Raw genomic sequence first — 26,326 nt, 5'->3', positions numbered from 1 at the left:
GTCCTCATAACTCGGGCAGGCTGTTGTTGCTTTTTACAAAACTGTACTGGCTTTGTGTAGGGCTAAAGAAATTCTCGAAGATAAAGGTAGAAGCCTCGCCCAATAACACTATTAAGCGCCCCAACAGATCGCTCAATTCTTTTTTATTGCCCGATGCCATCAGTTGGCTCAAATCGCAAAGGCGGATCATGGTTAATGCTTCCAATAATTTCTTTTGCGCAGGGCTAAGGCCGCCATCAGGTTGCCCGTTGTGCAGGTGGGCCAAATGCTCATCAACTTTAGATATTAAAAAGGCTACTGACTTGGGGTTATCTTCGTTCACCAGCAACAGGTTAATTACACCCTGCATTTGCAAAGTAGAGCGGTACAGGTAGCGGTAGGTAACCAAACTTTCGTTACACATCAGCACCAGTTCCATCAGTTGCTTTTCTACATCCGGTGCAACATTATTGGCCAAAGCTGCCTGCAACAAGGTACAGGTGTTAACCGACGACTCTAAAAACCGCCCGATATTCAGCAAGCGCCAGCTGGATGCCCGCGTCATGTTGTCATTATTCAGCCCTATAAAGGCCATCAACTTAATAATGAATTGGTCGAGGTTGTGGTATATCTTACCCAAATCCTTACCATTCTCCTTCATCAGCTCAAACTCTTCGGATATGCTGTCCAAAATTCGCCAGGTATCTAAACTCAGCCTGTCGCGCACGGCGTAACCATTGCTGAGAAAGGACTGCAACGACTGCGCCAATGTACCCGCCCTTGCGGTTTCTACAGCAAGCGATAGCAATTCCTGCTCAGGCTGCCTTAGCTTAAGCTGGTCGATGGCGGTAAAGCCCGGCAATGTCCCCGTCAGGGCACTCAGGCTTTTCAGCAGTATCACCAGGGTTTGGTTGGTTTCGGGGTGTACCTCGTCGTCGCGTTCGTTGTATATCTTCAAAACTATGCGCATCATACGCACGTTACTAATGGCGCGGTCGAGGTAGCGGCCCAGCCAAAACAAGCTCTCGCCGGTGCGGCTCGGCAATACATTTTTTAGCTGCCTTAGCACAGGTTGGTTTACGGGTGCTACGCTCTCGTTTCGTGGCGATGGGCCCAGCACCCAGGTATCTTTACTAATACCGCCCGATTGGTTAGATATAATAAACTCGCCTTTTGTAGGGAAGCTACGCGACAGCCCGCCCGGCATCACGTGGTACTCCTGCTTCTCCATATCCGCCACAATGTAGCTGCGGAAAATAGCATTGCAGGCCTCCAAATTATTACCAATAAGCGATGGCGTAGTGCTAAAACTCACCACTTCCTGCGCCACATACAGGTACGGGCGGGTATTAATTTCTTTTTTAAGGTCTTCGATTTGTTTTTTGCTGAGTTCGCTGCCAATGTAGGGCCGGTTCTCGTTACTGCGGTATATCGATCGGACGATGAGGAACGGCAAATTGTCAAGCACATAGCGCTTCTCTTTTTCCTGTCCGCACCACCAGGTAGCTACCGATGGTAATATCAATTCTTCGTTCAACAGGCGACGGCAAAGGCGGGGTAAAAAGGCCATCAGCCCGGGGTTCTCCAGTATACGGCAGCCCAGCGGATTGATGATGGTCACCTTCTTTTGACGAACAGCTTCCATCAACCCAACTACGCCAAGGTGCGAATCGCCCATAAATTCCAACGGGTCGCAAAACACGTCGTCTACACGGCGTACTATCACGTCCACTTTTTCAAGCCCACGCAGGGTTTTCAGCCAAACGTAACCATCACTCACGGTAAGGTCCTGCCCAAAGGCAAGCGTAAAACCAAGCGAGGAAGCAAGGTAGGCGTGCTCAAAATAAGTTTCGTTAGCCGTACCCGGGGATAGCAATACCACACGCGGATTCTCTTTATTTTGAAGGGATAAACGCGTTAGGGTATTTTTTAAAGTTTGATAGTAAGAGGATATCTTACGCACCTGGTTCTCGCGTATCAGGTCGGGGAATACGCGTGTCATGGCGGCGCGGTTCTCCAGCGTGTAGCCCGCGCCCGATGGTGCGTCGGTACGGTCGTGCAGTACCCACATTTTGCCCAAGGGGCCACGCACTAAGTCGGCGGAGTATTGCAGCAATTGAAACTTTCCGGGTACCTTTACCTTATCGGCCTGCCGCAAAAAACCCTTATGCGAAAACACTAGGTCGAAAGGGATAAAACCTTCGCTTATGAGTTTGCGCTCGCCATAAATATCAGCCAATATCAGGTTCAACAATTCGGCGCGTTGTTTTAACCCTTTCTCTATGTGCTCCCATTCCTGCTGGCTAAAAACCATGGGCACGGGGTCCAGCTTCCAGGGTCGGTTGATGCCGTCGGGGTCGCTGTATACGTTGTAGGTAACACCGTTATCGCGCAGTTCCTGGCTTATCTCCCTGCTGCGCTGCTCCATTTTATCCAGACCCAGCTCATCGTAAGCATGGGCCAGTTTCTTCCAATGGTCGCGCACAAGGCCACCCGGAGCGGCAAGCTCATCAAAAGATGGTTTGGCAGTATTACGCCCCTGCAGCAGGTATTCCTCTATCATCGCCCAAATGTCTCAAATTTCTGCTATAAATTTTTGGCATTTTTATATCGCCTCAAGTCCATGGTGTAAGGGTAATCGGGGCTTACCACCTCGTTGGTTATTACGTATTGCGGCAAAATGTTCATTTTGGTAACAAACCTGCCGCCCGCGGTTTGCTGCGCTACGGCCGGCTCCACCAAATTTACTGAATGCCCAAAATCGAAGAAACGTGATATAATGCGTGCCTCAGCCTCATAACTATTCACCGGGAAAGTATCGTAACTGCGGCCGCCCGGGTGCGACACGTGGTACTGGCAGGCAGCTACCGATTTCTGTGTCCAGGTATCGAACAGATCGAACACCAGCGGCGTGTCTATCCCGATAGTTGGGTGCAGTGCCGATGGTGGTTGCCATGCGCGGTAACGCACCCCGGCAATGTATTCGCCCTGTACGCCGGTGCTTTTCAGCGGTATCTTCAGTCCATTGCACAGGAAGGTGTAACGCGAATCGGTCAACCCTGTAATTTTAACCTGTATCCTTTCCAACGATGAATCTACAAAGCGGGCGGTGCCTGTGCTCGACATTTCCTCGCCCAGTACGTGCCATGGCTCAATGGCCATTTTTATTTCGATGTTGATATCATCCACCTGCAGCTCGCCCAGGAAGGGGAAACGGAAGCTAAAGAACGGCTCGAACCAGGAAATATCGAAGCCATAACCCGCGTTGCGCAGGCTATCTACCACCTCCACCATATCCTTGTAACAATAGTGTGGCAGCAGGAAACGGTCGTGCAGTTCGGTACCCCATCGCACCAGTTTATGGTTGTACGGCGTTTTCCAGAACCAGGCCAGCAACGTGCGGATAAGCAGGAATTGCACCATGCTCATGCGGTAATGCGGCGGCATATCAAAACCGCGGAACTCGAGGATGCCCAACCTGCCGCTTGATGAATCGGGCGAATAAAGTTTATCGATACAAAACTCAGAACGATGGGTATTGCCCGTAATGTCCGTTAAGAAGTGGCGGAAGATACGGTCGACCAGCCAGAACGGCATCTCGTTCTCGTTGTATTCGGGTATTTGCTGAAAGGCGATTTCCAGTTCGTAAAGCGTTTCCACGCGGCCTTCATCAACCCTTGGCGCCTGGCTGGTTGGGCCAATAAATTGGGTAGAGAAAAGATACGAGAGGCACGGGTGGTGCTGCCAAAACGTAATAAAACTGCGCAGGATATCCGGCCGGCGGAGTAGCGGACTATCAGCCGGAACCTGACCACCCAACGTAACGTGGTTACCGCCGCCGGTACCCGTATGCCGCCCATCAATATTGAATTTCTCTGTCGCCAATTTCGACTCCGCTGCTTTTTTGTAGAGGATATCGTAATTATGCGCCAACTCTCGCCAGCTTGCCGCGGGATGAATGTTCACTTCGATCACCCCCGGATCGGGCGTGATCATCATTTTGGTAACGCGCTTGTCTGATGGCGGGTCGTAGCCCTCAATCAGTACCGGCATTTTCAATTTCTCGGCCGTGCGTTCTACGGCGTTAACAAGGAATAAATAATGCTCGAAGTAGCTCGTGGGCGGGAAGAATACGAACAGCTTGCCCTGCCTCACCTCTACCACCAGCGCGGTTTTGAATATTACTTTACTGTTATTGAAGCGGGCACCTGTTTTGGGGATAAGCTCCTCCCCTTCGGGCAATGCATCTACATCGGCGAACAGATCGCGTTCCGGCAGTTCTTCCAATTCATTGGGGTCGGTATGCTGCACCGAATCTAAGGGCAAACGCAAGCCTACCGGCGAGTTACCCGGCACCAAAAACAAATGCTCGCGGCGGAAACTCCACTTACAGCTTTGCCAGTTATTTTTATCCCAATCCCAGCGAATAGGCACCACGAAACCTACCGGCTCATTCAGCCCGGTATTTAGTAGTTCAGCAAGTTTCTGCCTTTCTAAAGACGATTTCAAGTCGACTTTTAGCGGATCTACATTGACCGGCGTTTTGGTTTCTTCCCACAAAAAGTAGAAAGGGTCCTCGTGGGTTGGGTTGATATTTTTGCTATCTACATGTAATTCAGTGGCCAGCGTGCGCATAAACTTTTTCGCATTCTTTGCAGTAAGGCCATAATCTTTCGATAGGTCGGCCATCAGCGCATCGTTGTTCCAAAGGGCAATGCCATCCTTACGCCAGTAGCAGGCCAGTTTCCAGCGGGGAAGCGGCTCGCCGGGGTACCATTTACCCTGCCCGTATTGCATCAAAGCGCCGGAGCCATATTCATCCTTCAGTTTATGGAAGAGGATGTTAGAGAGGCGGCGTTTATGTTCGCCATCGGCTGCGGAGTTCCATTCGGGTGCTTCGTTATTATCAACCGATACAAAGGTAGGCTCGCCGCCCATGGTTAGGCGCACACCGTTGGCAGCAAACTCCTCGTCTACCCTATCGCCAAGTGCCATAATATCATCCCATTGCTCGTCAGAGAAGGGCTTGGTCACCCTCGGTTTTTCTTCTATACGGGTAATGGTGTTCTCAAAATGAAATTCCGTTTCGGCAGGTTCAGCCATCCCGCTTATAGGTGCGGCGCTCTGCGCATCGGGCGTACAGGCCAGCGGAATGTGCCCCTCCCCTGCGAACAGGCCCGATGTGGGGTCCAACCCCACCCAGCCTGCGCCGGGCAGGTAAACTTCTGTCCAGGCGTGCAGGTCGGTAAAATCCTGCTCGGGGCCCGATGGGCCATCTAACGATTTTATATCCGGCCTAAGCTGCACCAAATAACCCGAAGCAAAACGGGCTGCCAGGCCAAAATGGCGCAGCAACTGTACAAAAAGCCATGCCGTATCGCGGCAGGAACCCGACTTCAGTGTCAGGGTTTCCTCGCAGCTTTGTATACCCGGCTCCATTCGGATGTTATAGGATATTTCGCGGTAAAGCATTTGATTAAGCTTCACCAAAAAGTCCTGTGTAATGGAGTCTTTCCTTAGCAGGTCGCTGGCCTTTTCGGTCAGTTCCATCAATAAGGGCCCTTTTTCGGTCACCTCGAGATACGGAACCAAGTTCTTTTGAAGCGCCTCATCATACTCAAAAGGGTAATGTACGGCGTATTCCTCCACAAAAAAGTCGAAGGGGTTTATCACCACCATATCGGCTATCACCTCTACATCTATCACAAATTCGTTCACCTTTTCGGGGAAAACGATTCGCGCAAGGTAATTACCGAAGGGATCCTGCTGCCAGTTGATGAAGTGTTTCTCGGGAAGTATCTTCAACGAATAGCCCTTGATCATGGTACGCGAATGCGCGGCGGGCCTTAGGCGGATAACCTGCGGTGACAGCGTAATATGTTTATCATACTTGTAACTGGTAAAATGGCGGATGGCAACTTTTATAGACATAGGAACTGCTTATAATGCCCTAATATAACTCAAACAAGATAGGACTCGCAATAAATATGTCTAATTTTTATGTTTTTACTAACAAAAGTGACTTTATTATAAATTTTCCATTAAAAAACAATGAATAATGCCCTGCTTAATAAGATTTCTCTAAGTAACTACCGAAAACGAGAACCTATATCGGCCAAAAGTCCACTATTTAGCAAACTTCCTTGATCCGGCAACGCACAAAATTACCCCAACCGTAACCGCGAGCATACCTATGCTTACGGTTTCGTGCAGTAGTGTCGCGGCCACAGCCAGCCCGAAGAATGGTTGAAGCAACTGCAACTGCCCTACCGCAGCAATGCCGCCCTGCGCAAGGCCCCGGTACCAAAAGATAAACCCAATGAACATACTGATAAGCGATACATAGGCCAACCCCGACCACGCAGCCGGGCTAACATCCGTAAATGTTGGTGGTGCCAGTATAAAAGCCAAAGGCAACATCAGCGGGAGCGATAATACCAGCGCCCAGGAGATAACCTGCCAGCCACCCAGCGTACGTGAAAGCCTTGCGCCTTCGGCATAGCCAAGTCCGCATAAAATTATCGCGCCTAACATTAACACATCGCCAATTGGCGATGTTGCCCTGAGCCCCTGGTAAACAGCATAGCCTATAACCAGCAGGCTACCTAATACTGAGAATATCCAAAACACCGGTTTAGGGCGTTCGCCTCCACGCAGCACAGCGAATGATGCCGTAGCCAATGGCAGCAAGCCGAGAAAAACAATGGAGTGCGCCGATGTAATATACTGCAAGGCCAAAGCGCTTAATAACGGGAAGCCCACCGCTACGCCGAAAGCAACGATGAGTAAGCGCACCAGATCTGCTTTAGAAGGAAGTCTTTCTTTAAAAAACAGCAGCACAGTTAAAGCTAAAATACCTGCGATGGATGCACGCGCCACGGTGAGAAATACCGGATCGAACGACGAAATAGCCGCGCGTGTTGCCGGCATAGAGCCGCTGAACATGATTATACCAATAAAACCATTAACCAGGCCGCTGTTGTAATTCAACATTGCGTTCGGCGCTTTAAGTACTGCTTTCATATTTCTTCAATTTTCTTTAGCAAAGAAAGGCAGCCTAAAAGAGCAAACACAGTATCAATTTTGTAATTTTGAATGGACACAGTTGAATTTCAACAATGGGCAAAAGTTTTATATACCTCGAACTGGCAAATGCCATAGCTGCGCAAATAACCAACGGCGTTTTAAAACCCGGCGACCGCTTACCCTCGGTGCGTTTATTGTGCCAGGAACATGCCATTGGCATGAATACCGCCAAGCGTGTTTTTCTGGAACTGGAGGCGCGTTCCTTAATTGAAGCAAGGCCACAGTCGGGCTTTTTTGTGAGCAAGTTGCCGTATCTCAGGTTGCCCTTGCCCGAAACCAGCCGTCCATCGGTAACCGCACACAATAACGAACCCGAGGAACTGATCACCAAGGTATACTCGGGCATGGGCCGTGCCGATCTTACTTTATTCTCTATCGGCGTGCCATCGGGTAAACTACTGCCCGCAGCCAAACTAAAAAAGGAGATATTGCATGCCACACGGGCGCTAAGCGGCGGCGGTACCGAATACGAGCCACTACAGGGCAACCTTCAACTTAGGCGAATGGTAGCTGTACGTTCGCTGGCTTGGGGCGGCAATTTGAATGAGAATGACCTGATCACTACCGGCGGCGGCATGAATGCACTATCGTTCTGCCTGATGGCGCTGGGTAAACCCGGCGATACCGTTGCTATGGAAAGCCCCTGCTACCCCGGTATTTTGCAATTGGCCATTAGCCTCGGGCTTAAAGTGCTGGAATTACCTACGCACCCCGTAACCGGGATAGAGATAGATGCCTTCAAAAAACTTACCCCAAAAATTGACCTGTGCCTGCTGGTGCCCAATTTTAATACGCCATTAGGCAGCTGCATGCCCGATGAAAATAAGGAAGAAGTAGTGCGTTTATTGGAAAAACACAATATACCATTGATAGAAGACGATATTTATGGCGACCTGTATTTTGGCACGCAGCGCCCGAAGTGCTGCAAATCGTTCGACAAAACGGGTAATGTACTGTGGTGCAGCTCAATCTCCAAAACGCTGGCACCGGGTTACCGCCTTGGTTGGATAGCGCCCGGTAAATACAAGGATAAACTACTGAAATTAAAACTGGTGCACTCCATATCATCAGCCGCAATTATATCAGAGGCGGTAGGTAATTTTTTAAAGACCGGCCGTTACGATACCCACCTGCACCACCTACGCCGCACCTTGCAAAGCAACTACCAAAACTATGTGCAGGCCATAGCCGAATACTTCCCCGAAGGCACAAAAACCAGCAGGCCGCAAGGAGGGTTAGCGCTTTGGGTAGAATTTGACAAACGCGTTGATACGGTAAAGCTTTACGACCTTGCCATGAAACAAAATATCAGCATTGGCCCGGGCCGTATGTTTACCCTGCAAGACCAGTTTCATAATTGCATGCGCCTTTGCATAGGCCTGCCCTGGACCGACGAGATAAAATTCAAACTAAAGCAATTGGGCACACTCGCAAAAATGCTTTGACAGAAATGAGAAGAACACCTGAAAATAAAATCAGATGTTCTTTCTTACATGCTCGTTAATTCTTTACCCTGTTCTTCTCATCCTCTGCCCCATTGGCATCGTGGTTGCGCTGGCCTGAGATGGCTTTGCCGAAACGGTAGCTGAGCGATATTACACCCGTGCGGGTATCGCCAAGGTTGGTCCAGTTAGCTTTGGTGTTGGCGAGGTTGTTAATGATACCGGTGTTTTTAAAGGTGTAGAAGATATCGTTAGCCACCATTTTCAGCGTGAGGTTCGCACCGAACTTTTTAGATGCTGAAACATTTACCCTCCCCCTGGAACCCAGGATAAATTGAGCATTGGTTATTTTGCTTTGGTAGCCGCTCTCGAGCTGCAGCGACCAATCTTTACCCGTTTTAAAGGTAGATACCTGCCGAACAAAGTAGTAAGTGCCTTTGGTATCCAGCAAACCCGTATAAAAATCGCTTACCGAATGCACATTGGTAACCCGCCCGTCGAAATTGAGATTGAACCATTTTGTCGGATCGAAGCTGGCATTGAAAGAGATCTGTTTCACTGTGTATCTGCCAATGTTGCCGGGGCGGCTGTAGTAGATACCATCTACTATCTCAATGGTTTCGTTCACATCATCGCGCGAGCGGCTGTAGCTCACAGTGGTGGTGAACCTATTTTTGAAGATATGCGATAGCTCTATATTATCGGTGAATGTAGGGCGCAAAAAGGGATTACCGGTGTAGTAGGTAAACTTATCCAGCGGCGACAGGAAAGGGTTCAGGTCCTGGTAGTACGGGCGGTCTATCCTGCGGCCGTAGTTTATGCTGAACTGGTTGCGGTCGGCGGTATCCAGTTTATATAGCAGATACACCGTTGGGAACAGGTTGGTATAATGGCGTTTGAAGGATGAATCGGGCTTTTGCACGTTGCCCAACTGATGCCCGTCGGATACGGTATTCTCCAAACGTAAACCTGCTTGTATCGATAACCGCTTGAAGTCCTTATTGGCATTCAGGTAAGCCGCGTTAATGTTCTCCTTGTAAATAAAGTGGTTGGTTTTACCGTAGTCGGGCACCATTGTGCCGTTGGTTTTGTAAAAGTAATCGGCAATATTATCGGTATTGGTGTAACTGGTTTTAGCACCTGCGGCAAGCTTTAGGCCATTCTTCAGCGGTCGGCTATAATCTACCTTGCCCGACCAAATTTTGATATGCGCCGGCAGCATACCCGTTAATATCTCGTTCTTCACCAGCGTACCATCGGGCAAAAAGCTGCTGTTATTAAAGCTTTGATTAGCATTGGTCTTATAGTCGAGGTAGTCGGCATCAACAGCCAGTTCATGGCCGCTTTTATCTATTTGGTAACGGTAGTTTAAGTTAGCGCCGCCGTTGCGGAAGGTATTGTGCTGGCGGTTATCGGCCAATATGGTAGAATCGAGCTGGTTTGCCGCGTTGGTAAATAGGCTGGTTACCGGGGTGGTATTACTGGATGGGTTGGTAATGCCGGTGAAATTGACACCCAAAGTGCTCTTTTCGTTAAGGTAGTAGTCGGCACCTACTTTAGCCAGGTAAGTATCGCTTGCGCGTTTGATGTAGGAATTTTGGGCGAAGTTGGAAGTTACCACGCCGTTAGCATCCTGAAAATGGCGGTAAATATCCAGATCGCTGAAACCCGAATTATGACCGTAGTTGAGGTTACCAAAAACGTTCAGTTGATTGTTGCGGTAATTAAAATTGAGGCTATTGTTGGTTCTGCCGTAGCGCCCCCTTGCATAGGCCAGGTTTAGGCTGCCATTAAAACCCCTTAATTTGCTTTTTTTGGTGCGGATATTGATCACGCCTCCATTGCCAGCAGCATCGTACTTAGCGGGTGGGTTGGGCATCAGCTCCACCTGGTCGATAGCCGAGGCATTTAGCGAACGCAGGTAGCTTTCCAGTTCGGCACCGCTTAGGTAAGTGGGCTTATCATCAATAAAAATGGTTACGCCTTTACCTTTAAGGGTTACGGCACCGTTTTGATCTACCAATACACCGGGCGATTTTTCCAGCACATCCAAAGCCGTACCGCCCGCGTTGCTGATAAGCGCCTCGGGGCTGATGACAGTTCTGTCTATCAACTGCTGCACAAAAGGGCGCTGCGCGGTTATGCTTACTTCCTTCAGAGCGGTGCCCAATGCTTCTAACACAATGGCTTGCATCACTTTATCTCCTACTAACTGAAACACTGCCGAGCGATAACTTTTGTAACCAACGGTACTTACCGATAATTTGTAGCTTCCTGTTTTGAGATTTACAAACTTGTATTCGCCCTTTGCATCGGCCAGCGCGGTTTTCAATAACACCGAATCGGCACCGTTAAGCAGGTACACGGTGGCACCATCCAAAGGCTGTTGATTTGTGCCGGTAATTTTACCGCTAAGGCTAAAGCCCGTTTGGGCCAACAGAAATATTGGGGCAATAGAAAGCCAGGCAGCCAAAATGGCCGCAAATTTTAATTTCATTACAATAAAGGTTTTAGAGGTTAAATGTTGTGATACTTTTTACCGTTTAAGCAACAGGCGTTTTCTCAGTGCTATCTGCCAGTAGCTCGTTCAGGTGATTTTCTACTTTGCTGACATCGTAATTATACATCCACGACCACTCGCCTTGCTTACCCTTTTCCGGCGCGGGTATATAGGCCTTCTTAAATTTCTGATAGATATCGTCGGGCACCTTTTTGCCGTTAACAATAAACTCGGTGGTGCTTAGTTTAAACGATTTAAGTTCTCCCGGCGCACCTATAATTCCGCTCGCGACCAGGTCTGCAGCTAAGCGGTCGCGGGCCGAATCTTCGTGATATGCATCATACATTTTGGTATATGGCTTGTAAGTTTGCGGGTACGATGATTCGGGGTAAAAACTTTCCGGTTTGGCGGCTATCGCTGCGGTTTTCTTTTCGATAGGCGCAATAGGTTGTGCTTTAGCTTTCAGATGCGATAGCGAATCGAGCTTAGCGTTTATTGGCGATAATGCATTTGCCTGTGGTTGGGTGGCATGATCCATCAGGAAAAGGTAGGGCTTATATTGGCTCGGGGCAACCGTAATACCGTTCATCTGCAGAGAAACAATACGGTTTTGGCGGCTATTCAGTTGGTACAAAACACCATCAGCCTTAACTAAGCGGGTTTTTATACCGCCGGCACTTAAAGTGATATTGGTGTGCTCGCCAACTTCAGCAGGTTTATATATGCGGATATTGCGTTGCTGCTCCAGTTCTATGCTATCGCTTTTTACCACCTGCACAGCTTTCCGTTGGTTAATGTTTTTAGTAGTTTTTACCGTAACCTCTGTCTTGGTAGACTCGGTATGTTGCGAAACGGTTACGGTTGTTGTTTTGGGTTTAACGGCCTTACCTTTTGGTTTACCAAACTTCCCCGTGGTAGAAAAAGCTGTAGTACACACCACTGCCAACAAAAGCCCTGCCCCTAAGATGGCACGCTCTATAGTATTTAAAGACGGGTTGCTGTTGTGCAGCATTCGTTTTACGCGGCCCAGCAGGTGGTCTTTCTTACCGCCAAAGGCCATGGCATAGGCGGGCGCACCGGGTTGGTACTCGCGGCAGCTCACCAACGCTTTAATGTAACTGATCTTGTTACCGGTAACGGCTATGGCAATATCATCGCAGCAGTTCTCGCGCTCCTCGCGGATGAGGGTTGCCACCCACAGCACAGCAGGGTTAAAGAACAGCACAATTTCGAGAATACCGATAACCAGGTTCACCAGGTAATCGCGCCTGCGGATGTGGGCCAGTTCGTGCACCAAAATGGCTTCGATACTCGCCGGAGGCAATGCACTTATGAGGCCTGCCGGAATAAGGATAAGCGGTTTTAAATGCCCCACCACCATTGGCACTTTTGCAATGCCCGATTCGGCAATGCGCACCAACCTTTTTATACCCAATTGCTTTGCAAGTTCAGCTACTCTTGTTTCCAACTGTTCCCCAACCGAAACTACATGCCGCCGGCGCAGAAAATACAGGCTTTGCAAGCCGGTAAGCATTTGCAGCGTGCGCGCCATTACGATCAGGAACCACACCATTACAACAAGTCCTGCATGCGCATTCAGGAACGCAGTAGCTTCGGTATAGTAATTTGTATCGGCTACTACTACATACACCTCCGGCACGGCCTTGTAAGCTCCCATTTTCGCAGCAGCTATTGACGCCGGTTCTTCTGCCGCTGCGCTAAACTCGCTTACAAATACAAATAACACCGCCGAAGTAAAAACCGCCAAAGCAATCAACAATAAGTTGTACCTGAACTGTGCACGCGAACGGCGCGTACTTACCACAATGAGCCCGGCAGCCACCGCAAGCAGCAACCCCAGCCACAACGAGTGCAGCAAGGTGTTACATAAAGCTATTACAACATTATCGGGTATAGCGGCGGCCAGCTTATCCATTTTGCTTTGGGTTTATTGTTTAGCTTATTCTTCCAGTTTTTTGAGCAGGTCTTTTATCTCCTGCAATTCCTGCTGCGAGGTTTTGTTGCCGCCCAGCAACTGCATCACCAGCTTGCCGGCCGAACCATTGTACATCGAATCCACAAACTTGTCTACCAAATGCGCTTTGGTGGCCTGCTCCTCCTCTACTACACTGTAGACGTGCTTCATCTGGCTTTCGTTACGTTTCAGGATGCCTTTATCCGCCATTATCTGCATCAGTTTCAGCGTGGTGGTGTAGTTCACATCCTTTTGCTTCAGCAGTTCGTCGTTAACGGCACGCACCGTTGAGGGGCCCTGTTTCCAAAGCACCTGCAGTATTTCCAGTTCCGATTTTGTAGGCTCGATAGGTTTGTTTTGATCTTTCATATCCATCTTCAAAACAAAGGTAGAAAACTTTTCGTACGAAACAAATTTTAGTTAGGAAATTTTTCGTAGGGTTGGGTTTGTGGCGAAATTTAACCACAGAGGACGCTGAGTTTACGCAGAGGTTCGCAGAGCCGGCTGCTTTGAGAAGGAGGTTATTGGCACTTTATTTTACTGAAATAAAAATCACATAAAACAGCTACGGCGCAGAGAAATATCTCTACGCCGTTGTTTGCCGAATGCAAAGCCTCATTGTTTCTCTGTATAAAACTCTGTGGCGTCTGTAGTAAGATAAATAACAATATTTTTCTTAAGGACATTGTTATAACCTTGGGTCCACCGCTTCGCTTTCCATGGCCAGTATGCCGAAAACGCATTGGTGTACCCGCCTTAAGGGTTCTTTATTGGTGAAGCGCTGCAAACCTTCTATCCCCAGTGCAAACTCGCGCATGGCCATACCTCGCTTAGCATTCAATCCGCGCGATTTGAGGCGGATAAGGTTCTCGGGCGCCGTATATTCCGGGCCGTATATAATACGCAAGTACTCCCTGCCCCTTATTTTAATAGCCGGCTGAATGGTGCCTTTGCCGTCGCGTTCTATAAAGTTGTATGGTTTTACTACCATACCCTCACCACCTTTGCCGGTCAGGTTCATCCACCACGCGGTAGCTTGCTGTACATCTTCGGCATTGTCCAGATCCACTATCCGGTATGGCGTGGCCATCAGTATTTGCGGATCAGCAGCGCATATTTTTTTTATCTCCTCCATGTGCCACTCGTGGTTCTCGCTCGTCCAGAGTTTACTTTCGGATGCCATGATGTGGAAAGGCGCCAGCTTAATGCCATCCAAACCATTTACCGGCCAGCAATACTGCTGATAGGCAGAAACAAATTGCTTTGCTTCATTTTCCCTTTCCCTATATTCGGCCAGTAAGGCTTCGCCATTTGCATCGCGCTGCGCTAATTGCGCTAACGCGGCCGTTACATCTGCCAAAGCATGTGTTGCGGCGGCACCTACGGCAGCATACTGCGTTTGAAGCAAGGCTTGCGCCTTTGCGCTCCAGGGCATTAATTCAGTATCCAGGCAAACCCAATCGGTATTAAAGCGCTCGTAAAAGCCCCAGGCTATCAGCGCGTCATTCACCCGCGCAAGCAAGGCTTGCTCTGTAGCTTTATCGTTAAAAAAGGCACGACCCGTACGCGTGTAAATAGTACCTATCCCCTCGCCTTTTATGCCGAAGGCTTTGCCGATGGCTTCCTCATTGCGCCCCACAATAACCACTGCCCTCGAGCCCATGTGCTTTTCCTGGCAAACCACACGGTTTACACCGGCAGTTTTGTAGTACTCAAAAGCCTCGGCCGGGAACTCGAGGTAATCCTCCATCACGCTGGTTTTTGAGGGGCTCATGGTGGGTGGCAAGTATATCAACCACTTCGGGTTGATGGCAAAGCGGCTCATCACCTCCAAAGCCGCAACTGCATTCTCCTCGCGGATGGTTACGTTATTGGCCAGCGCTGTCTCTACTATTTGCTTGCCGGTTACATCGGCAATGTCCAGCACATCATCATTCTGTTGTTGCAGGCTCAGGTTTTCGGCTGCGTCCTTCACATAGCCCAAAGGCCTTGCCGGTTCGCAATAAACCCGGGCCGCTTTAACCGAAACTATCCCCCGCTCGGGGTAGCGCAAGGCCGTTAACGAACCGCCGAACACGCAACCCGTATCAATATCGATGGTATTATTTAACCACTGTGCTCGCGGTACGGGTGTATGGCCATATACTACCATTGCCTTGCCCTTGTATTCTTCCGCCCAATTATGGCGCACGGGCAAACCAAACTCGTCTATCTCGCCCGTGGTTTCGCCGTACAGGCAAAACTCGCGCACGGCACCCGAGCCACGGCCCTGCATATTTTCTTTCAAGCCCGCGTGGGCAACTACCAGTTTACCTTCGTCAAAAACGTAATGGCTTATCAAGCCTTCTAAAAACTTCCGCACCTGTTCCCTAAACTCCGGCGTTTTCAGGTTCAACTGGTCAATCGATTCCTGTAGGCCATGCGTTGGCTGCACGTTTTTACCATCGAGCCAGCGCTTTAGCTTAATATCGTGGTTGCCCGGCACGCAATAGGCATTACCTGCTGCTACCATACCCATTACCAGTTTCAACACCTCGGGCGTATTGGGGCCGCGGTCTACCAGGTCACCCGCAAAAACGGCTTTCCTGCCCTGCGGATGTGCCCACGTTTCGCCATCGTAAGTGTAGCCCATCTCCGTCAATAACTCAACCAACTCGTCGTAGCAGCCATGTATATCGCCAATGATATCAAGCGGCCCGGTTTCCTGCTTTTTGTTGTTGTAAAGCGGGTCGCGGTGTATTTCGGTTATGGCATCAACCTCTTCGGGTGTGCGCAATTCAAAAATATGCCTGAAGCCTTCCTCGCGCAGTTTGCGCAAGCCACGCTTCAGTTGCGAAACATGGTGCGGTATCACGTGTCCCCATAATTGCGGTCGGCACGCAAAGCGTTGCGCTGCGCGCATACCTTTTCAGGCATGTTCAGCACTATGGCTACGGGTACACAATGGTATTCGCGTGCCAGTTTTATCCAATCTAATCGGGCTTCGTACTGCACATTGGTAGCGTCTATTACGGTAACCAAACCGTTTTTCAGGCGTAAGCCGGTTACGTAACGTGCCAATGCAAAGGCATCAGTAGTGGCGGCCTGGTTATTTTCATCGTCGCTCACCAACCTGCGGCAGGTATCTGACGATACGATCTCGGTAGCCTTAAAATGCTTACGAGCGAACGACGATTTGCCCGAGCCGGTGGCGCCAATAAGCACCACCAGCGCCAATTCGGGTATTTGTATATTTTTTGTAGTACGCATCTTTAATCGTTTTTAAGGTTATCTTTCTGTAAGCTAAACACCGCCATCTGGCTCAAAGCCCCTACTTCAGCATCTTCTTCGCCAACAGCCTTGAACAACACATTGTAGTTATACTTCACCGCGAGGTCGGTGGCCCAGGCCTCGAACTCTTTCCGCGTCCATTCGAACCTATGGTCGTTATGGCGCATTTTGCCCTCAGGATGGTTTTCAAAAAGCACGTTGTATTCGGCATTCGGGGTAGTTACCACCACGGTGCCGGGTTTGGCATATTCGAACACGGCACGCTCCAGTGCCGCCAGCCTTGGCGGGTCCAGGTGTTCTATTACCTCCACCAATGCGGCGCCGTCAAACCCCTCCAGCCGTTTATCGCGATAGGTTAACGAACCCTGTATCAACTGTATCCGTTCGCGCTGCTTATCGGGCATACGCTCTATCTTCAAGCGGTTATTGGCGATCTGCAACACGCGGATGCTTACATCCATACCCAGTATAAACTCAAATTGCCGCTCGGCCAGCAGTAGTTTCAACAACCTGCATTCGCCGCAGCCTAAGTCGGCCACGCGTTTGGCACCTGCCAATAGGAGTTCATCCTTGGCAGCTTGCAGGCGCAGATCGTGAATGCGCACTTTGGGTTCGGTAACTTCTTCGGGCGCTTCAACCGCCGCTTCCTCCACCTCAGCTTCATCCTTGCTCAATAACACACTCAAAGCCTGACCTGCAAGCGAGCGCTGGTCTTTCAGGTAGCGCCGCACTATCATTTCTTTTGCGGGATGCGCCTCCAGCCAGCCGCTGCCCTTGGCCAAAAGTTTTTCCACCTCCTCGGCGTTGATCCAATAGTGTTTATCGTTATCGCAAACGGGTATCAGCACATACAAATGCGAAAGCAGACGTTGCAGCGTAATGGTATGGCTCAGCTCCACTGTAAAATAGCGGCTTTGGCCCCAGTCGGGGTACAACGGATCCAATTGGTGCTGCTGCGCATTTATGGTATAACCCAACGGTTCGAACAAGGCGCGCAAAACCGCCTCGCCGCCCCTTACGGACAACACCGAAAGCTTAACAGTAAATGGCATGGCAACATCCACCAATTCGGGCTTATCCTTACAACGGCCGTTCATGGCCGATGAATAGGCCTTGGCTATCGCAGCGCTCATGAACGAGCTGGCCACATAGGGTCTGTCGTTTACGTATTGCTCCAGCGCGAAGTCGTTTCCCTTTGGCCCGGAGCTGCGTACCAACCCCACAGGATCGATATCTAACAGCAAAGCCGCGGTGCACTTCTCAGCGCTTACTTCAGGGTAAAATATATGCGCTTTTCCGGCAGAAATATCTGCCGACTGTATTTTAGCGGGATGCTTGTGCAGCAGGTAGCCAAGGTTGTCGGCCGGGAAACGCGAGGTGGTTATGGTAAGTAGCATCTTGTTTAAAATTGATCGACAATATATCTATTTCAAGTGGTGTGCATGGCCCTCTTTTTATCCCCGCCATGCACACCGGCAACAGTACAAAGGTTAACACCCACTGCGCAACCTTTTTGCGCAGCAAAAAATAATTGCCATATTTAACAGAAATATTTAACCTATGCCTGTAAACCGCAACGCCCTTATCCGCTACCGCACCATTGATAACTGCCTGCAGAACCGCTACCGCAAGTGGACGCTGGACGATTTGATCGACGCCTGCTCGGATGCTTTGTACGAGTTTGAGGGTATTGATAAAGGCGTAAGCCGCCGCTCGGTACAGGCTGATATTGAGATGATGCGCAGCAACAAGCTGGGTTACGAAGCGCCTATTATCGTAGTCGATAAAAAGTATTACACCTACGCCGAGAAAGGTTATAGCATAACCAACAGCCCCATTAGTCAGCAAGATATGCAGGTTTTGAGTGAGGTATCGGGTCTGCTGAAGCAGTTCAAAGGCTTTAACCACTTTGCCGACCTGAGCGAAATGGTGAGCAAACTGGAAGACAAAATTTACTCACAAAAAACACATAACGCGCCGGTTGTGGATTTTGAGCGAAACGATAACCTGAAGGGGCTGGAATACATCGAAGGCATCCGCAAGGCCATCGTAGCTAAAAAGACGCTGTGCGTTACTTACCGCTCCTTTAAAGCGCGCGAGGCCAATACCTTTTGCTTCAGCGCCTATTTGCTGAAAGAATACCGCAACCGCTGGTTTGTGCTGGGCATTACCCACAAAAAAGGCACACTGCTTAATTTGGCCTTAGACCGTATACAAACCATTGAGGAGCACGATGAAGCTTACCGCGAAAACACCACTATAGACCTGGCCACTTATTACAGCGATTGTATTGGCGTTACCAAATCTCCGGGGCAGCGGGCCGTGGAAGTTGTTTTTTGGATAGAGGCCGCGCATGCGCCCTACGTGGTTACCAAGCCCATACACCATACCCAAAAAATATTGAAAGATGACGAGAGCGGTAAAACCTTCAGTATCCGCGTAATTCCTAACTTTGAGCTGGAGCGCGAACTACTGGGCTTTGGCTCTAAAATACGCGTACTTGGCCCGCGCATACTGGTAAAAGTTATAAAAGACCAATTGGCCCGCACCTTAACGCATTACGATAAAGAAATAAAACCTCCTAAAAACCTAAACCACGTAGAAATGGATAAACACACTATAGACCGTACCAGCAAATTCCTGAGCCTGGTACTAAGGCATCAACCCCAACTGATAGGAATTACTTTGGATGAACAAGGCTGGGTAAATGTTGACGAGCTTTTAGAAAAAGCAACCGAGAACGGCACCGAGATAAATGCCGAACTATTACAAGTAGTAGTAGACACCAATGCCAAAAAACGTTTCGCTTTCGACGAGAGCGGCAAAAAGATACGCGCCAGCCAGGGGCATTCGGTTGAGGTTGACCTGGGTTACGCACCGCAAACACCACCCGATGTATTGTATCATGGCACGGGCGAAAAGTCGGTGGAAGGCATTTTGGCTACCGGCATTCAAAAGCGAAGCCGCCAGCATGTGCATTTAAGCCTCGACCGCGAAACCGCCATAAACGTAGGCAGCCGCCACGGTAAACCCGCCATATTTTTAATACGGACCGCTGAAATGCATAAAGCCGGGCATGTATTCTACCTGTCGGAAAACAAGGTTTGGCTAACGGATGGTGTGCCGGCGGAGTTTTTGAGTTTGGAGGAATAATTAAATTACTGATATGGGATTATTTGATCTTTTTAAAACGAAACAACCGGAGCCTATCAGGCAGCCGGAACAACCGCCTATTAACAAGAATTTCTTACTGCTATTAGCTTTCGAAGCCAAACTAAAAGAGATGGGCTATGAGGTTGAAAGACACCCCAAATATCTTGCCCTCATAGTTAACGGCGACGTGGAATTAGGTTTTATGGTAGTTGACACGCCGGGCACTCATCCAAGTTTAATGCAATTGATGGTGGCTGCTTCCCATGCCAAATATTACCCTAAAGGAATCATTGAAGAGCTCATGGGTATTGGGCAAACATTGGAGGCGCAAATCCTATCGGGAGTGAATAGCTATATAAATTCCACTTTTTTAACAGTGATGGATGGATTTGCCGATAGCCATCAACCCGAATTTGACTTTCTTGCTTCCATAAATAATCATGAGGTATTACAGCATCCTAAATTGGGCAATTTGATAATGCAAGGCAAATGGGAAGAAACTCCTCAGGGCGAACCTTTATTTGACCTATTGAAAGATATAGTCAAAACAAACTTAACCCGCAATAAAATAAACTGGCTTAAAATATACATCTCTAAACGGGCAGACGGAACCATCATAGGCGAATGCACATTTAACAACGACCCGTGGGACGAAGCCACTGACATAATTTACAACTATGCTGAAAGCTGGTCGATGCCCGGTGAGTTTAAGGCGCTGAAACAGTTTATACTGTTCAGGCGCTGCGATAAATACGACGAGCTTGTGGACTAAACAATTTCTAATTTTTATTGCACATTAAAGTTAAATACTATATTTGCATCCAATTCCTGATTTGTTAACCTTTTAAATATCAAGGAATCATGACAGAGCAACGCTACATATCGCCCCTTTCGCTCATTGCCCATTAGGTAGGCAAACACTGTACCCTATATTTTATTAAATAGTTAAGGCGCTTGCTTAGGCTACGCTGTACATCATTTTGCCTGCCGCAATTAATGGGTTTTTCCTGAGCGCTCCTTTACGGGCTATATCCTTCATCCGGGGGACGAACCAGATCAAAAACCACATCAGATGAACAATTAAACAAGTGATCCGATGGATACACATGAATGGCCATGCCGCATCAAATCGGCAAGGCAAAAACGGCGGCTCGTAAAAACTGATCGCGACAAGCAACTGATACGGCTGGATAAACGGCGTAACGAACTTTGGGAACAACGCAGGCATTTGCCATGGGTTCCCCTGGAGCACCCTTACCAGCGTGGTTGGAAACGTTATTTTATACTGCGAGAGGATGTAAAACGCAGCCCAAAGGCGGCGTTCTACGAAACTTTGCTGGAAAAGATAAATACCACAGAGTATCATCATGATAAGTCGTTCAAACGGAAAAAACGGCGTAAGGGCAGGTATGGTTACTATGTGAAGCAGCAATTTCTGAAAGAGTTTAGCCCCTATGCATGGGAAATAAACCGCATGGGCTTAACCGAAGAGGAAAAGGCCTGCTTTACCAGAATAGAAACCTATTTCCCCAAAACCAGGCGAACCGAAGTTGTTTACAGGTTTAAAGAAGCGTGGCGATATGTATTGAAAATTGCCCCGAACATGATAACCCATGTCAAGCCCCTTGATCTGGATATTGAACGGGAGTTAGCTTACATACACCTGTATTTGGAAAACCGGAACCTCGAGCCCCGATTGTGTAAACTGAAAGACGGCGACTATTACCGCCGTATAGATTGGTATGATTACCATGCCAACTACATTAACAATTTTAAAAACTTACCCGGGTACACATTAAAAGAAGCTTACCTGGAAATAAACACATAACCCCGCATGGGCAATTTATTAAGAACAAAAGATTTAAGTAAAATAGGCTACCATAACGACCAGCTGCGAAGCCTCGTTATCGGCGTAGCCTCAAAGAACTTTAAACACCACAGCAAACAGCAACTGCTGGATCTGCTGAAAGAAATTAAGAACGATCCGGAGGCATTCCTGGATAACGAACTAACGGCAAAAATAGCCGAAAAGGTAATTGGCAAAACCGAAGGCCCGGCCTTTAAAGTGTATGAACTGCGGGATGAACCCGTACCCTGCAAAACCTATGGCGGCAAGGGCATTGAGGGCTCGGCCAAGCGGCAAATGGAGCTGGCCAACCTGCTTCCTGTAAGCGTGCAGGGAGCTTTAATGCCCGATGCGCACATGGGCTTTGGCCTTCCCATCGGCGGCGTGCTGGCAACCCATAACGCGGTTATCCCCTACGCGGTGGGTATGGATATTGGCTGCCGCATGGCTTTGTCGATCATCGATGAAACCGATGGCTTTCTGAAACGCTATGAGTACCAGATAAAACAGGCGCTTAAAAACCATACCCACTTTGGTATGGAGGGTGGATTGGAAACACGGCAAGAGCACGAGGTGCTTGATAGCCCGGTATTCAACGAGCTGTCTTTTTTACGTCCGCTGCGGAGCAAGGCAGTGCGGCAATTAGGTACATCGGGCAATGGTAATCACTTTGTGGAGTTCGGCGAGATAGAACTGCTGGAGGGTAACACGCTCGGCCTGCCTGCTAAAAAGTATACAGCCTTGCTGAGCCAATCGGGTAGTCGCGGGTTGGGATCGGCCATTGCGCAGCATTATACGCAAGTAGCCATGAACACCTGCAAATTGCCGCGGCAGGCGCAACAACTGGCCTGGCTGGATATGGATACCGAAGCCGGTCAGAAATACTGGCTGGGAATGACCCTGGCCGGCGATTATGCACAAGCCTGCCACCAACGCATCCACGCCAACCTGCTGAAAGATTTAGGCTTGAAAGCTTTGCATGTGGTAGAGAACCACCACAACTTTGCCTGGAAGGATACCCTCGCAGATGGCCGCGAAGTGATTGTTCACCGCAAGGGTGCCACACCGGCACATGCAGGCGAGCTGGGCATTATCCCCGGCAGCATGACAACGCCGGCTTATTTGGTGGCGGGCAAGGGCGTGAGTGATGCTTTATATTCCGCCTCGCATGGCGCGGGCAGGGCCATGAGCAGGCAGAAAGCAAAGGAGAGCATGACCGTTTCGGGCATGAAGAAAATGCTGAGCAATGCAGGCGTTTCGCTGATAGGCGGCACTGTTGAGGAAAACCCGCTGGCCTATAAGGATATTGAAAGCGTTATTGCAGCCCAGCGCGACTTGGTGGATGTGCAAGGCAAGTTTTACCCGCGCATTGTGCGCATGAATAAGGAGTAAGACATGAAGAAGATGATCATTCAAATAACATCGGGCAAAGGCCCGGCAGAATGCTGCCGGGTTGTTGCCTGCGTGCAAAGCCTGATGATGAAACAGGCCAAACAACAGGGCATCTCTTTAGAAACATTGGAGAATATCCCCGCTGATCTGAACGGTACCCTCCTATCCGCCACCATGATGGCCAGCGGCGAAAAGCTGGATGCCTTCGTCAGCGAATGGCAAGGCACCATTCAATGGATAGCGCAAAGCCCTTACCGCAAATTCCATAAACGGAAGAACTGGTTTGTGGGCGTGGCGGCCTTTGATGTGCAGCAATTGATGCAATGGAACCCGAACGATGTGAAGCTGGAAACCACACGTGCATCGGGACCGGGCGGGCAGAATGTGAACAAGGTAGAAACGGCAGTTCGGGGTACTCACGTGCCCTCGGGCCTACAGGTAATGGCCATGGATAGCCGCTCGCAACTGGAGAACAAAAAGCTTTGCCTCGCCCGGTTAGAGGCCAAGGTATTAAGCTGGCAAACCACTCAACTGATGAAGCAGCAACAAAGCCAATGGCTGGAACATCACCAATTAGAACGCGGCAACCCTGTTAAAACCATTAAAGCGCCGCTCATTTAAGCAGTTTTATATCGCACGCCGTCGGGTTAATGAACCGGCGGCGTTTTTTATTTGGTATATCAAAAAAATGATGGAAATTCGGTTAACCGCTAACCCATCATCTTATGAGCACCGAAGAACAGATACAGGCATACATCAACAGCCAGCCCCAAGCCAAACGCGCCGAACTGGGAGAGTTGCACAACTTCATCCTCGGGATATTGCCGGGTTGCCTGCTTTGGTTTTTAGATGGTAAGAACGAAGAAGGCAAAGTAATTACCAACCCCAATATTGGCTATGGTTTCTACACCATGAAATATACCAACGGCACCACCAGGGATTTCTACCAGATCGGATTAAGCGGAAACACCACCGGCATTTCTGTATACATAATGGGGATAGAAGACCGAAAATACCTGCCCGATACTTACGGCAAAACCTTAGGCAAAGCCAGTGTAACAGGCTATTGCATTAAGTTTAAAAAGCTAAGCGATATAAACCTTGATGTGCTGGCAGATGCTATACGGTATGGGGTTAAGGCGACGGCTACGAGCTAACGCCATGCCCCTCGATGTCATTTCGAACGAACGTGGGCAGGCAAAGTGCGCTGCGTGAGGAGAAATCTTAGACGCTTGACATGAACGCCATGCATGACCGCATTGCATTGTGTCGAAGATTCCTCGTCGCTCCTTCGCACTTTGCCTGCCCAGGCTCGCTCGGAATGACACAGTGGTAAAAGGTTTTATAAATTCTGCGCTATTACAAACCCGCAAGCCCAGGCCCATTGGAAGTTGTAGCCGCCCAGCCAGCCGGTAACATCTACACACTCGCCACCGAAGAATAGGCCGGGCACCTTTTTGCTTTCCAGCGTTTTTGATGATAGCTCGTTGGTTTCAACCCCGCCAAGCATTACCTCTGCCTTTTCGTACCCTTTGGTGCCGGCAGGTTTCACCCTGAACTCGTGCATGAGAAGGGCAATATCCTCCAATTCGGTTTTGGTTAACGATGCGAGGTTTTTATCTGCGGGTACGTAATCACTCAGGGCATCGGCAAACTTCCGGGTAAACAATCCCGATAGGTAAGCCAACAGCATCTTTTTGCCATTCTGCGCACGCTCGGTCAATATCATTTCAATAATATCCTGACCGGGCAGCAGGTCGATGTAGATATACTCTCCAGGTTTCCAGTACGATGATATTTGCAATATAGCGGGGCCACTTAAGCCCCAATGGGTAAACAGTATGTTCTCCTCAAAGCTTGCCCTATCGTTCCAAACGCGGCAAAATACGCTGTTGCCGCTTAGTTGTTCGTACCAGGGTTGGTCTTTACCTGTGATGGTTAAAGGCACCAGCGCGGGCGTGGTTTCGGTTACTTGCAGCCCTAACTTCCGCGCGGTGCGCAAGCCAAAATCGGTAGCGCCCATTTTAGGTATGGGCAGGCCGCCTGCTGCCATTACTACTTTAGAGGTGCGCAACGTTTGTTGTTTACCCTCGCGTTCAAAGCTAACGGTGAAACCATCGCTGGTTTGTTCTACGACCGTTACCTCTGCATCGCACCATATCTCCTGCTCCATATCGGCGCATAGCGTGGTAAATACATTTACAATATCCTTTGCCTTATCGCTTTCGGGGAAAAGCTGGCCGAGGGTTTTCTCTTTGCCCTCTATCCCATAAGTTTCAAAGAAAGTGATGGTATCATCAACCGTCCACTGCGCTAAGGCAGAGCGGCTGAAGTTATCATTTTGGGATAGGAACTGCTTATGTGTGGCGTACAGATTGGTATAGTTGCAACGCCCGCCGCCGCTGATGAGTATTTTGGCACCTACGTTATCGTTCTTTTCTAAAATAAGCGTGCGCTTGCCCAAAAAGCCTGCCTGCACCGCGCACATGAGCCCGCAGGCACCTCCGCCGATAATTATAGCGTCGAAATGGGTTTGTTTTGTTAGATTTGCTGCCATGGATGATGTTTCGCAAATATCAGAATTTGGAAAGATACTTATCTTTTTAATTGTGGGCGTAGTAATGGTGCTGATGCTTTTCGGCGTGAACCGTTTACTGGCCCCGCGAAACCCTAATCCTGAGAAACTTAGCACCTACGAATGCGGAGAAGAACCAACCGGCAATGCCTGGCTACCCTTCAATTCGCGTTTTTACGTGATAGCGCTTGTGTTCTTATTGTTCGATGTGGAGATGGTTTTCGTGTTCCCCTGGGCAACCGTTTTTGGCAACAAAAGCCTCATAGCTGCCGACCCGCGCTGGGGATGGCTATCGCTTAGCGAGATGTTCATATTCCTGGGCATACTCATTTTAGGCCTTGCCTATGTATGGCTAAAAGGCGACCTGGAATGGATAAAACCCAACCCAACAGCGCCAACATCGGGCACTTACATCCCCAAATCGCTTTACGATAATATTAACCAACAGCAAAGCGCGTTTAAGGTAAAAGCCTTCACAACAGGACCAGCTCCGGCTACTGAAACCGCAAATGTAACCGCCCCAGCTACTACCGCTCCGCCAAAACCTATGTTCAAGCCAAGCTTTAAAAAACCAGCCAATGACGCCTGACCTAACTAACGAAAATGGCGGCATAGTAGTCACCAAAATGAACGACCTGCTCAACTGGGCGCGGCTATCGTCGCTGTGGCCGCTGAGCTTTGGTATAGCCTGCTGCGCTATTGAAATGATGGGCGCCATGGCCTCCACGTACGACCTCGACCGCTTTGGCGTTTTCCCTCGCCCCTCAAGCCGCCAGGCAGATGTTATTATTATAGCCGGCACGGTTACCTTTAAAATGGCAGAGCGCATTAAACGCCTCTACGAGCAAATGCCCGATCCTAAATACGTCATCAGCATGGGATCGTGCAGTAATTGCGGCGGCCCTTACTGGCAGCATGGCTACCACGTAGTAAAAGGTGTTGACAGGGTAATACCTGTTGATGTTTACGTACAAGGCTGCCCTCCCCGCCCCGAAGCACTTATAGGCGCTATACTGGAACTTCAAAAGAAGATAGAGACAGAGAGTTTGGTGGGGTAAGCTGCGCCCTTTTTTACCCGCCGTGTCATCTCGAATCCCTGAAGCGTGGG

The 26,326-nt window shown here is 49.3% G+C and carries 19 protein-coding genes; 9 read left to right on the top strand and 10 right to left on the bottom strand.

Annotated features, from left to right (window positions below):
• Window positions 1–4 precede the first annotated feature (4 nt).
• From BC343_RS00530 to BC343_RS00520, 3 genes are all read right to left on the bottom strand, one after another.
• Window positions 5–2,542 (bottom strand): circularly permuted type 2 ATP-grasp protein, encoded by a 2,538-nt coding sequence (locus BC343_RS00530; protein ID WP_078345766.1) that lies wholly within the window; start codon window positions 2,540–2,542, stop codon window positions 5–7.
• Between the two features lie 23 nt (window positions 2,543–2,565).
• On the bottom strand, window positions 2,566–5,910 hold the full coding sequence (locus BC343_RS00525; RefSeq protein WP_078345765.1) for a transglutaminase family protein: 3,345 nt from the start codon (window positions 5,908–5,910) through the stop codon (window positions 2,566–2,568).
• Window positions 5,911–6,105: 195 nt separating this feature from the next.
• A complete protein-coding gene (locus BC343_RS00520; protein WP_078345764.1) occupies window positions 6,106–7,002 on the bottom strand; it encodes a DMT family transporter in 897 nt (298 codons plus the stop codon).
• A gap of 95 nt (window positions 7,003–7,097) precedes the next feature.
• On the opposite strand from BC343_RS00520, the gene BC343_RS00515 reads away from it, so the two are divergent.
• Complete coding sequence (locus BC343_RS00515; protein ID WP_078345763.1) at window positions 7,098–8,510, top strand: aminotransferase-like domain-containing protein; 1,413 nt, start codon at window positions 7,098–7,100, stop codon at window positions 8,508–8,510.
• A gap of 55 nt (window positions 8,511–8,565) precedes the next feature.
• On the opposite strand, the gene BC343_RS00510 is transcribed toward BC343_RS00515, so the two are convergent.
• The 6 genes from BC343_RS00510 to BC343_RS00490 form a co-directional block, all read right to left on the bottom strand.
• Window positions 8,566–11,004 carry a TonB-dependent receptor gene (locus tag BC343_RS00510; protein WP_078345762.1) on the bottom strand — a complete coding sequence of 813 codons (2,439 nt, stop codon included), beginning with the start codon at window positions 11,002–11,004 and terminating at the stop codon, window positions 8,566–8,568.
• 46 nt (window positions 11,005–11,050) lie between these two features.
• Window positions 11,051–12,943 carry a M56 family metallopeptidase gene (locus BC343_RS00505; protein WP_078345761.1) on the bottom strand — a complete coding sequence of 631 codons (1,893 nt, stop codon included), beginning with the start codon at window positions 12,941–12,943 and terminating at the stop codon, window positions 11,051–11,053.
• Between the two features lie 24 nt (window positions 12,944–12,967).
• Complete coding sequence (locus BC343_RS00500; protein ID WP_317043631.1) at window positions 12,968–13,351, bottom strand: BlaI/MecI/CopY family transcriptional regulator; 384 nt, start codon at window positions 13,349–13,351, stop codon at window positions 12,968–12,970.
• Window positions 13,352–13,670: 319 nt separating this feature from the next.
• Window positions 13,671–15,836 carry a polynucleotide kinase-phosphatase gene (locus tag BC343_RS00495; protein ID WP_202909706.1) on the bottom strand — a complete coding sequence of 722 codons (2,166 nt, stop codon included), beginning with the start codon at window positions 15,834–15,836 and terminating at the stop codon, window positions 13,671–13,673.
• Window positions 15,833–16,231 (bottom strand): AAA family ATPase, encoded by a 399-nt coding sequence (locus BC343_RS31285; protein ID WP_202909705.1) that lies wholly within the window; start codon window positions 16,229–16,231, stop codon window positions 15,833–15,835. Before BC343_RS31285 ends, BC343_RS00495 begins: the two co-directional genes overlap by 4 nt.
• Before the next feature lie 2 nt (window positions 16,232–16,233).
• A complete protein-coding gene (locus BC343_RS00490; protein ID WP_078345759.1) occupies window positions 16,234–17,649 on the bottom strand; it encodes a 3' terminal RNA ribose 2'-O-methyltransferase Hen1 in 1,416 nt (471 codons plus the stop codon).
• A 163-nt stretch (window positions 17,650–17,812) separates the two neighbouring features.
• Between BC343_RS00490 and BC343_RS31505 the strand changes: the two genes are divergently transcribed.
• From BC343_RS31505 to BC343_RS00460, 6 genes are all read left to right on the top strand, one after another.
• Window positions 17,813–19,405, top strand: a complete 1,593-nt coding sequence (locus BC343_RS31505; RefSeq protein WP_078345758.1) for an RNA 2'-phosphotransferase — start codon at window positions 17,813–17,815, stop codon at window positions 19,403–19,405.
• A 13-nt stretch (window positions 19,406–19,418) separates the two neighbouring features.
• Window positions 19,419–20,177 (top strand): DUF6348 family protein, encoded by a 759-nt coding sequence (locus tag BC343_RS00480; protein WP_078345757.1) that lies wholly within the window; start codon window positions 19,419–19,421, stop codon window positions 20,175–20,177.
• Between the two features lie 324 nt (window positions 20,178–20,501).
• Entirely contained in the window at window positions 20,502–21,233 is a 732-nt protein-coding gene (locus BC343_RS00475; protein ID WP_078345756.1) for a hypothetical protein, read from the top strand.
• Window positions 21,234–21,239: 6 nt separating this feature from the next.
• Window positions 21,240–22,643, top strand: coding sequence for an RtcB family protein (locus BC343_RS00470; RefSeq protein ID WP_078345755.1), 1,404 nt, complete (start codon window positions 21,240–21,242; stop codon window positions 22,641–22,643).
• A 3-nt stretch (window positions 22,644–22,646) separates the two neighbouring features.
• Window positions 22,647–23,264 carry a peptide chain release factor H gene (prfH, locus tag BC343_RS00465; protein WP_078345754.1) on the top strand — a complete coding sequence of 206 codons (618 nt, stop codon included), beginning with the start codon at window positions 22,647–22,649 and terminating at the stop codon, window positions 23,262–23,264.
• Window positions 23,265–23,368: 104 nt separating this feature from the next.
• Entirely contained in the window at window positions 23,369–23,800 is a 432-nt protein-coding gene (locus BC343_RS00460) for a DUF1801 domain-containing protein (RefSeq protein WP_078345753.1), read from the top strand.
• Window positions 23,801–23,985: 185 nt separating this feature from the next.
• Here the strand turns inward: BC343_RS00460 and BC343_RS00455 are convergent, their stop codons facing one another.
• Complete coding sequence (locus BC343_RS00455) at window positions 23,986–25,200, bottom strand: BaiN/RdsA family NAD(P)/FAD-dependent oxidoreductase (protein ID WP_078345752.1); 1,215 nt, start codon at window positions 25,198–25,200, stop codon at window positions 23,986–23,988.
• On the opposite strand from BC343_RS00455, the gene BC343_RS00450 reads away from it, so the two are divergent.
• Both BC343_RS00450 and BC343_RS00445 read left to right on the top strand, forming a co-directional pair.
• Window positions 25,199–25,807, top strand: a complete 609-nt coding sequence (locus BC343_RS00450) for an NADH-quinone oxidoreductase subunit A (protein ID WP_078345751.1) — start codon at window positions 25,199–25,201, stop codon at window positions 25,805–25,807. The genes BC343_RS00455 and BC343_RS00450 overlap by 2 nt on opposite strands.
• Window positions 25,797–26,276, top strand: coding sequence for an NADH-quinone oxidoreductase subunit B (locus tag BC343_RS00445; RefSeq protein ID WP_078345750.1), 480 nt, complete (start codon window positions 25,797–25,799; stop codon window positions 26,274–26,276). The genes BC343_RS00450 and BC343_RS00445 overlap by 11 nt, the downstream gene beginning before the upstream one ends.
• Window positions 26,277–26,326: the final 50 nt, after the last annotated feature.

It is taken from the genome of Mucilaginibacter pedocola, assembly GCF_002013915.1.
In the GTDB taxonomy this organism is placed as follows: Bacteria; Bacteroidota; Bacteroidia; order Sphingobacteriales; family Sphingobacteriaceae; genus Mucilaginibacter; species Mucilaginibacter pedocola.
Note: the sequence above shows the minus strand (reverse complement) of the source record. Positions and strands in the feature narration are given on the sequence as shown.

Coding starts and splice junctions, on each gene's coding strand:
- BC343_RS00530 (WP_078345766.1), bottom strand. CDS start 2,542: ATGATAGAGGAATACCTGCTGCAGGGGCGTAATACTGCCAAACCATCT.
- BC343_RS00525 (WP_078345765.1), bottom strand. CDS start 5,910: ATGTCTATAAAAGTTGCCATCCGCCATTTTACCAGTTACAAGTATGAT.
- BC343_RS00520 (WP_078345764.1), bottom strand. CDS start 7,002: ATGAAAGCAGTACTTAAAGCGCCGAACGCAATGTTGAATTACAACAGC.
- BC343_RS00515 (WP_078345763.1), top strand. CDS start 7,098: ATGGGCAAAAGTTTTATATACCTCGAACTGGCAAATGCCATAGCTGCG.
- BC343_RS00510 (WP_078345762.1), bottom strand. CDS start 11,004: ATGAAATTAAAATTTGCGGCCATTTTGGCTGCCTGGCTTTCTATTGCC.
- BC343_RS00505 (WP_078345761.1), bottom strand. CDS start 12,943: ATGGATAAGCTGGCCGCCGCTATACCCGATAATGTTGTAATAGCTTTA.
- BC343_RS00500 (WP_317043631.1), bottom strand. CDS start 13,351: ATGAAAGATCAAAACAAACCTATCGAGCCTACAAAATCGGAACTGGAA.
- BC343_RS31285 (WP_202909705.1), bottom strand. CDS start 16,231: ATGCGTACTACAAAAAATATACAAATACCCGAATTGGCGCTGGTGGTG.
- BC343_RS00490 (WP_078345759.1), bottom strand. CDS start 17,649: ATGCTACTTACCATAACCACCTCGCGTTTCCCGGCCGACAACCTTGGC.
- BC343_RS31505 (WP_078345758.1), top strand. CDS start 17,813: ATGCCTGTAAACCGCAACGCCCTTATCCGCTACCGCACCATTGATAAC.
- BC343_RS00480 (WP_078345757.1), top strand. CDS start 19,419: ATGGGATTATTTGATCTTTTTAAAACGAAACAACCGGAGCCTATCAGG.
- BC343_RS00475 (WP_078345756.1), top strand. CDS start 20,502: ATGGATACACATGAATGGCCATGCCGCATCAAATCGGCAAGGCAAAAA.
- BC343_RS00470 (WP_078345755.1), top strand. CDS start 21,240: ATGGGCAATTTATTAAGAACAAAAGATTTAAGTAAAATAGGCTACCAT.
- prfH (WP_078345754.1), top strand. CDS start 22,647: ATGAAGAAGATGATCATTCAAATAACATCGGGCAAAGGCCCGGCAGAA.
- BC343_RS00460 (WP_078345753.1), top strand. CDS start 23,369: ATGAGCACCGAAGAACAGATACAGGCATACATCAACAGCCAGCCCCAA.
- BC343_RS00450 (WP_078345751.1), top strand. CDS start 25,199: ATGGATGATGTTTCGCAAATATCAGAATTTGGAAAGATACTTATCTTT.
- BC343_RS00455 (WP_078345752.1), bottom strand. CDS start 25,200: ATGGCAGCAAATCTAACAAAACAAACCCATTTCGACGCTATAATTATC.
- BC343_RS00445 (WP_078345750.1), top strand. CDS start 25,797: ATGACGCCTGACCTAACTAACGAAAATGGCGGCATAGTAGTCACCAAA.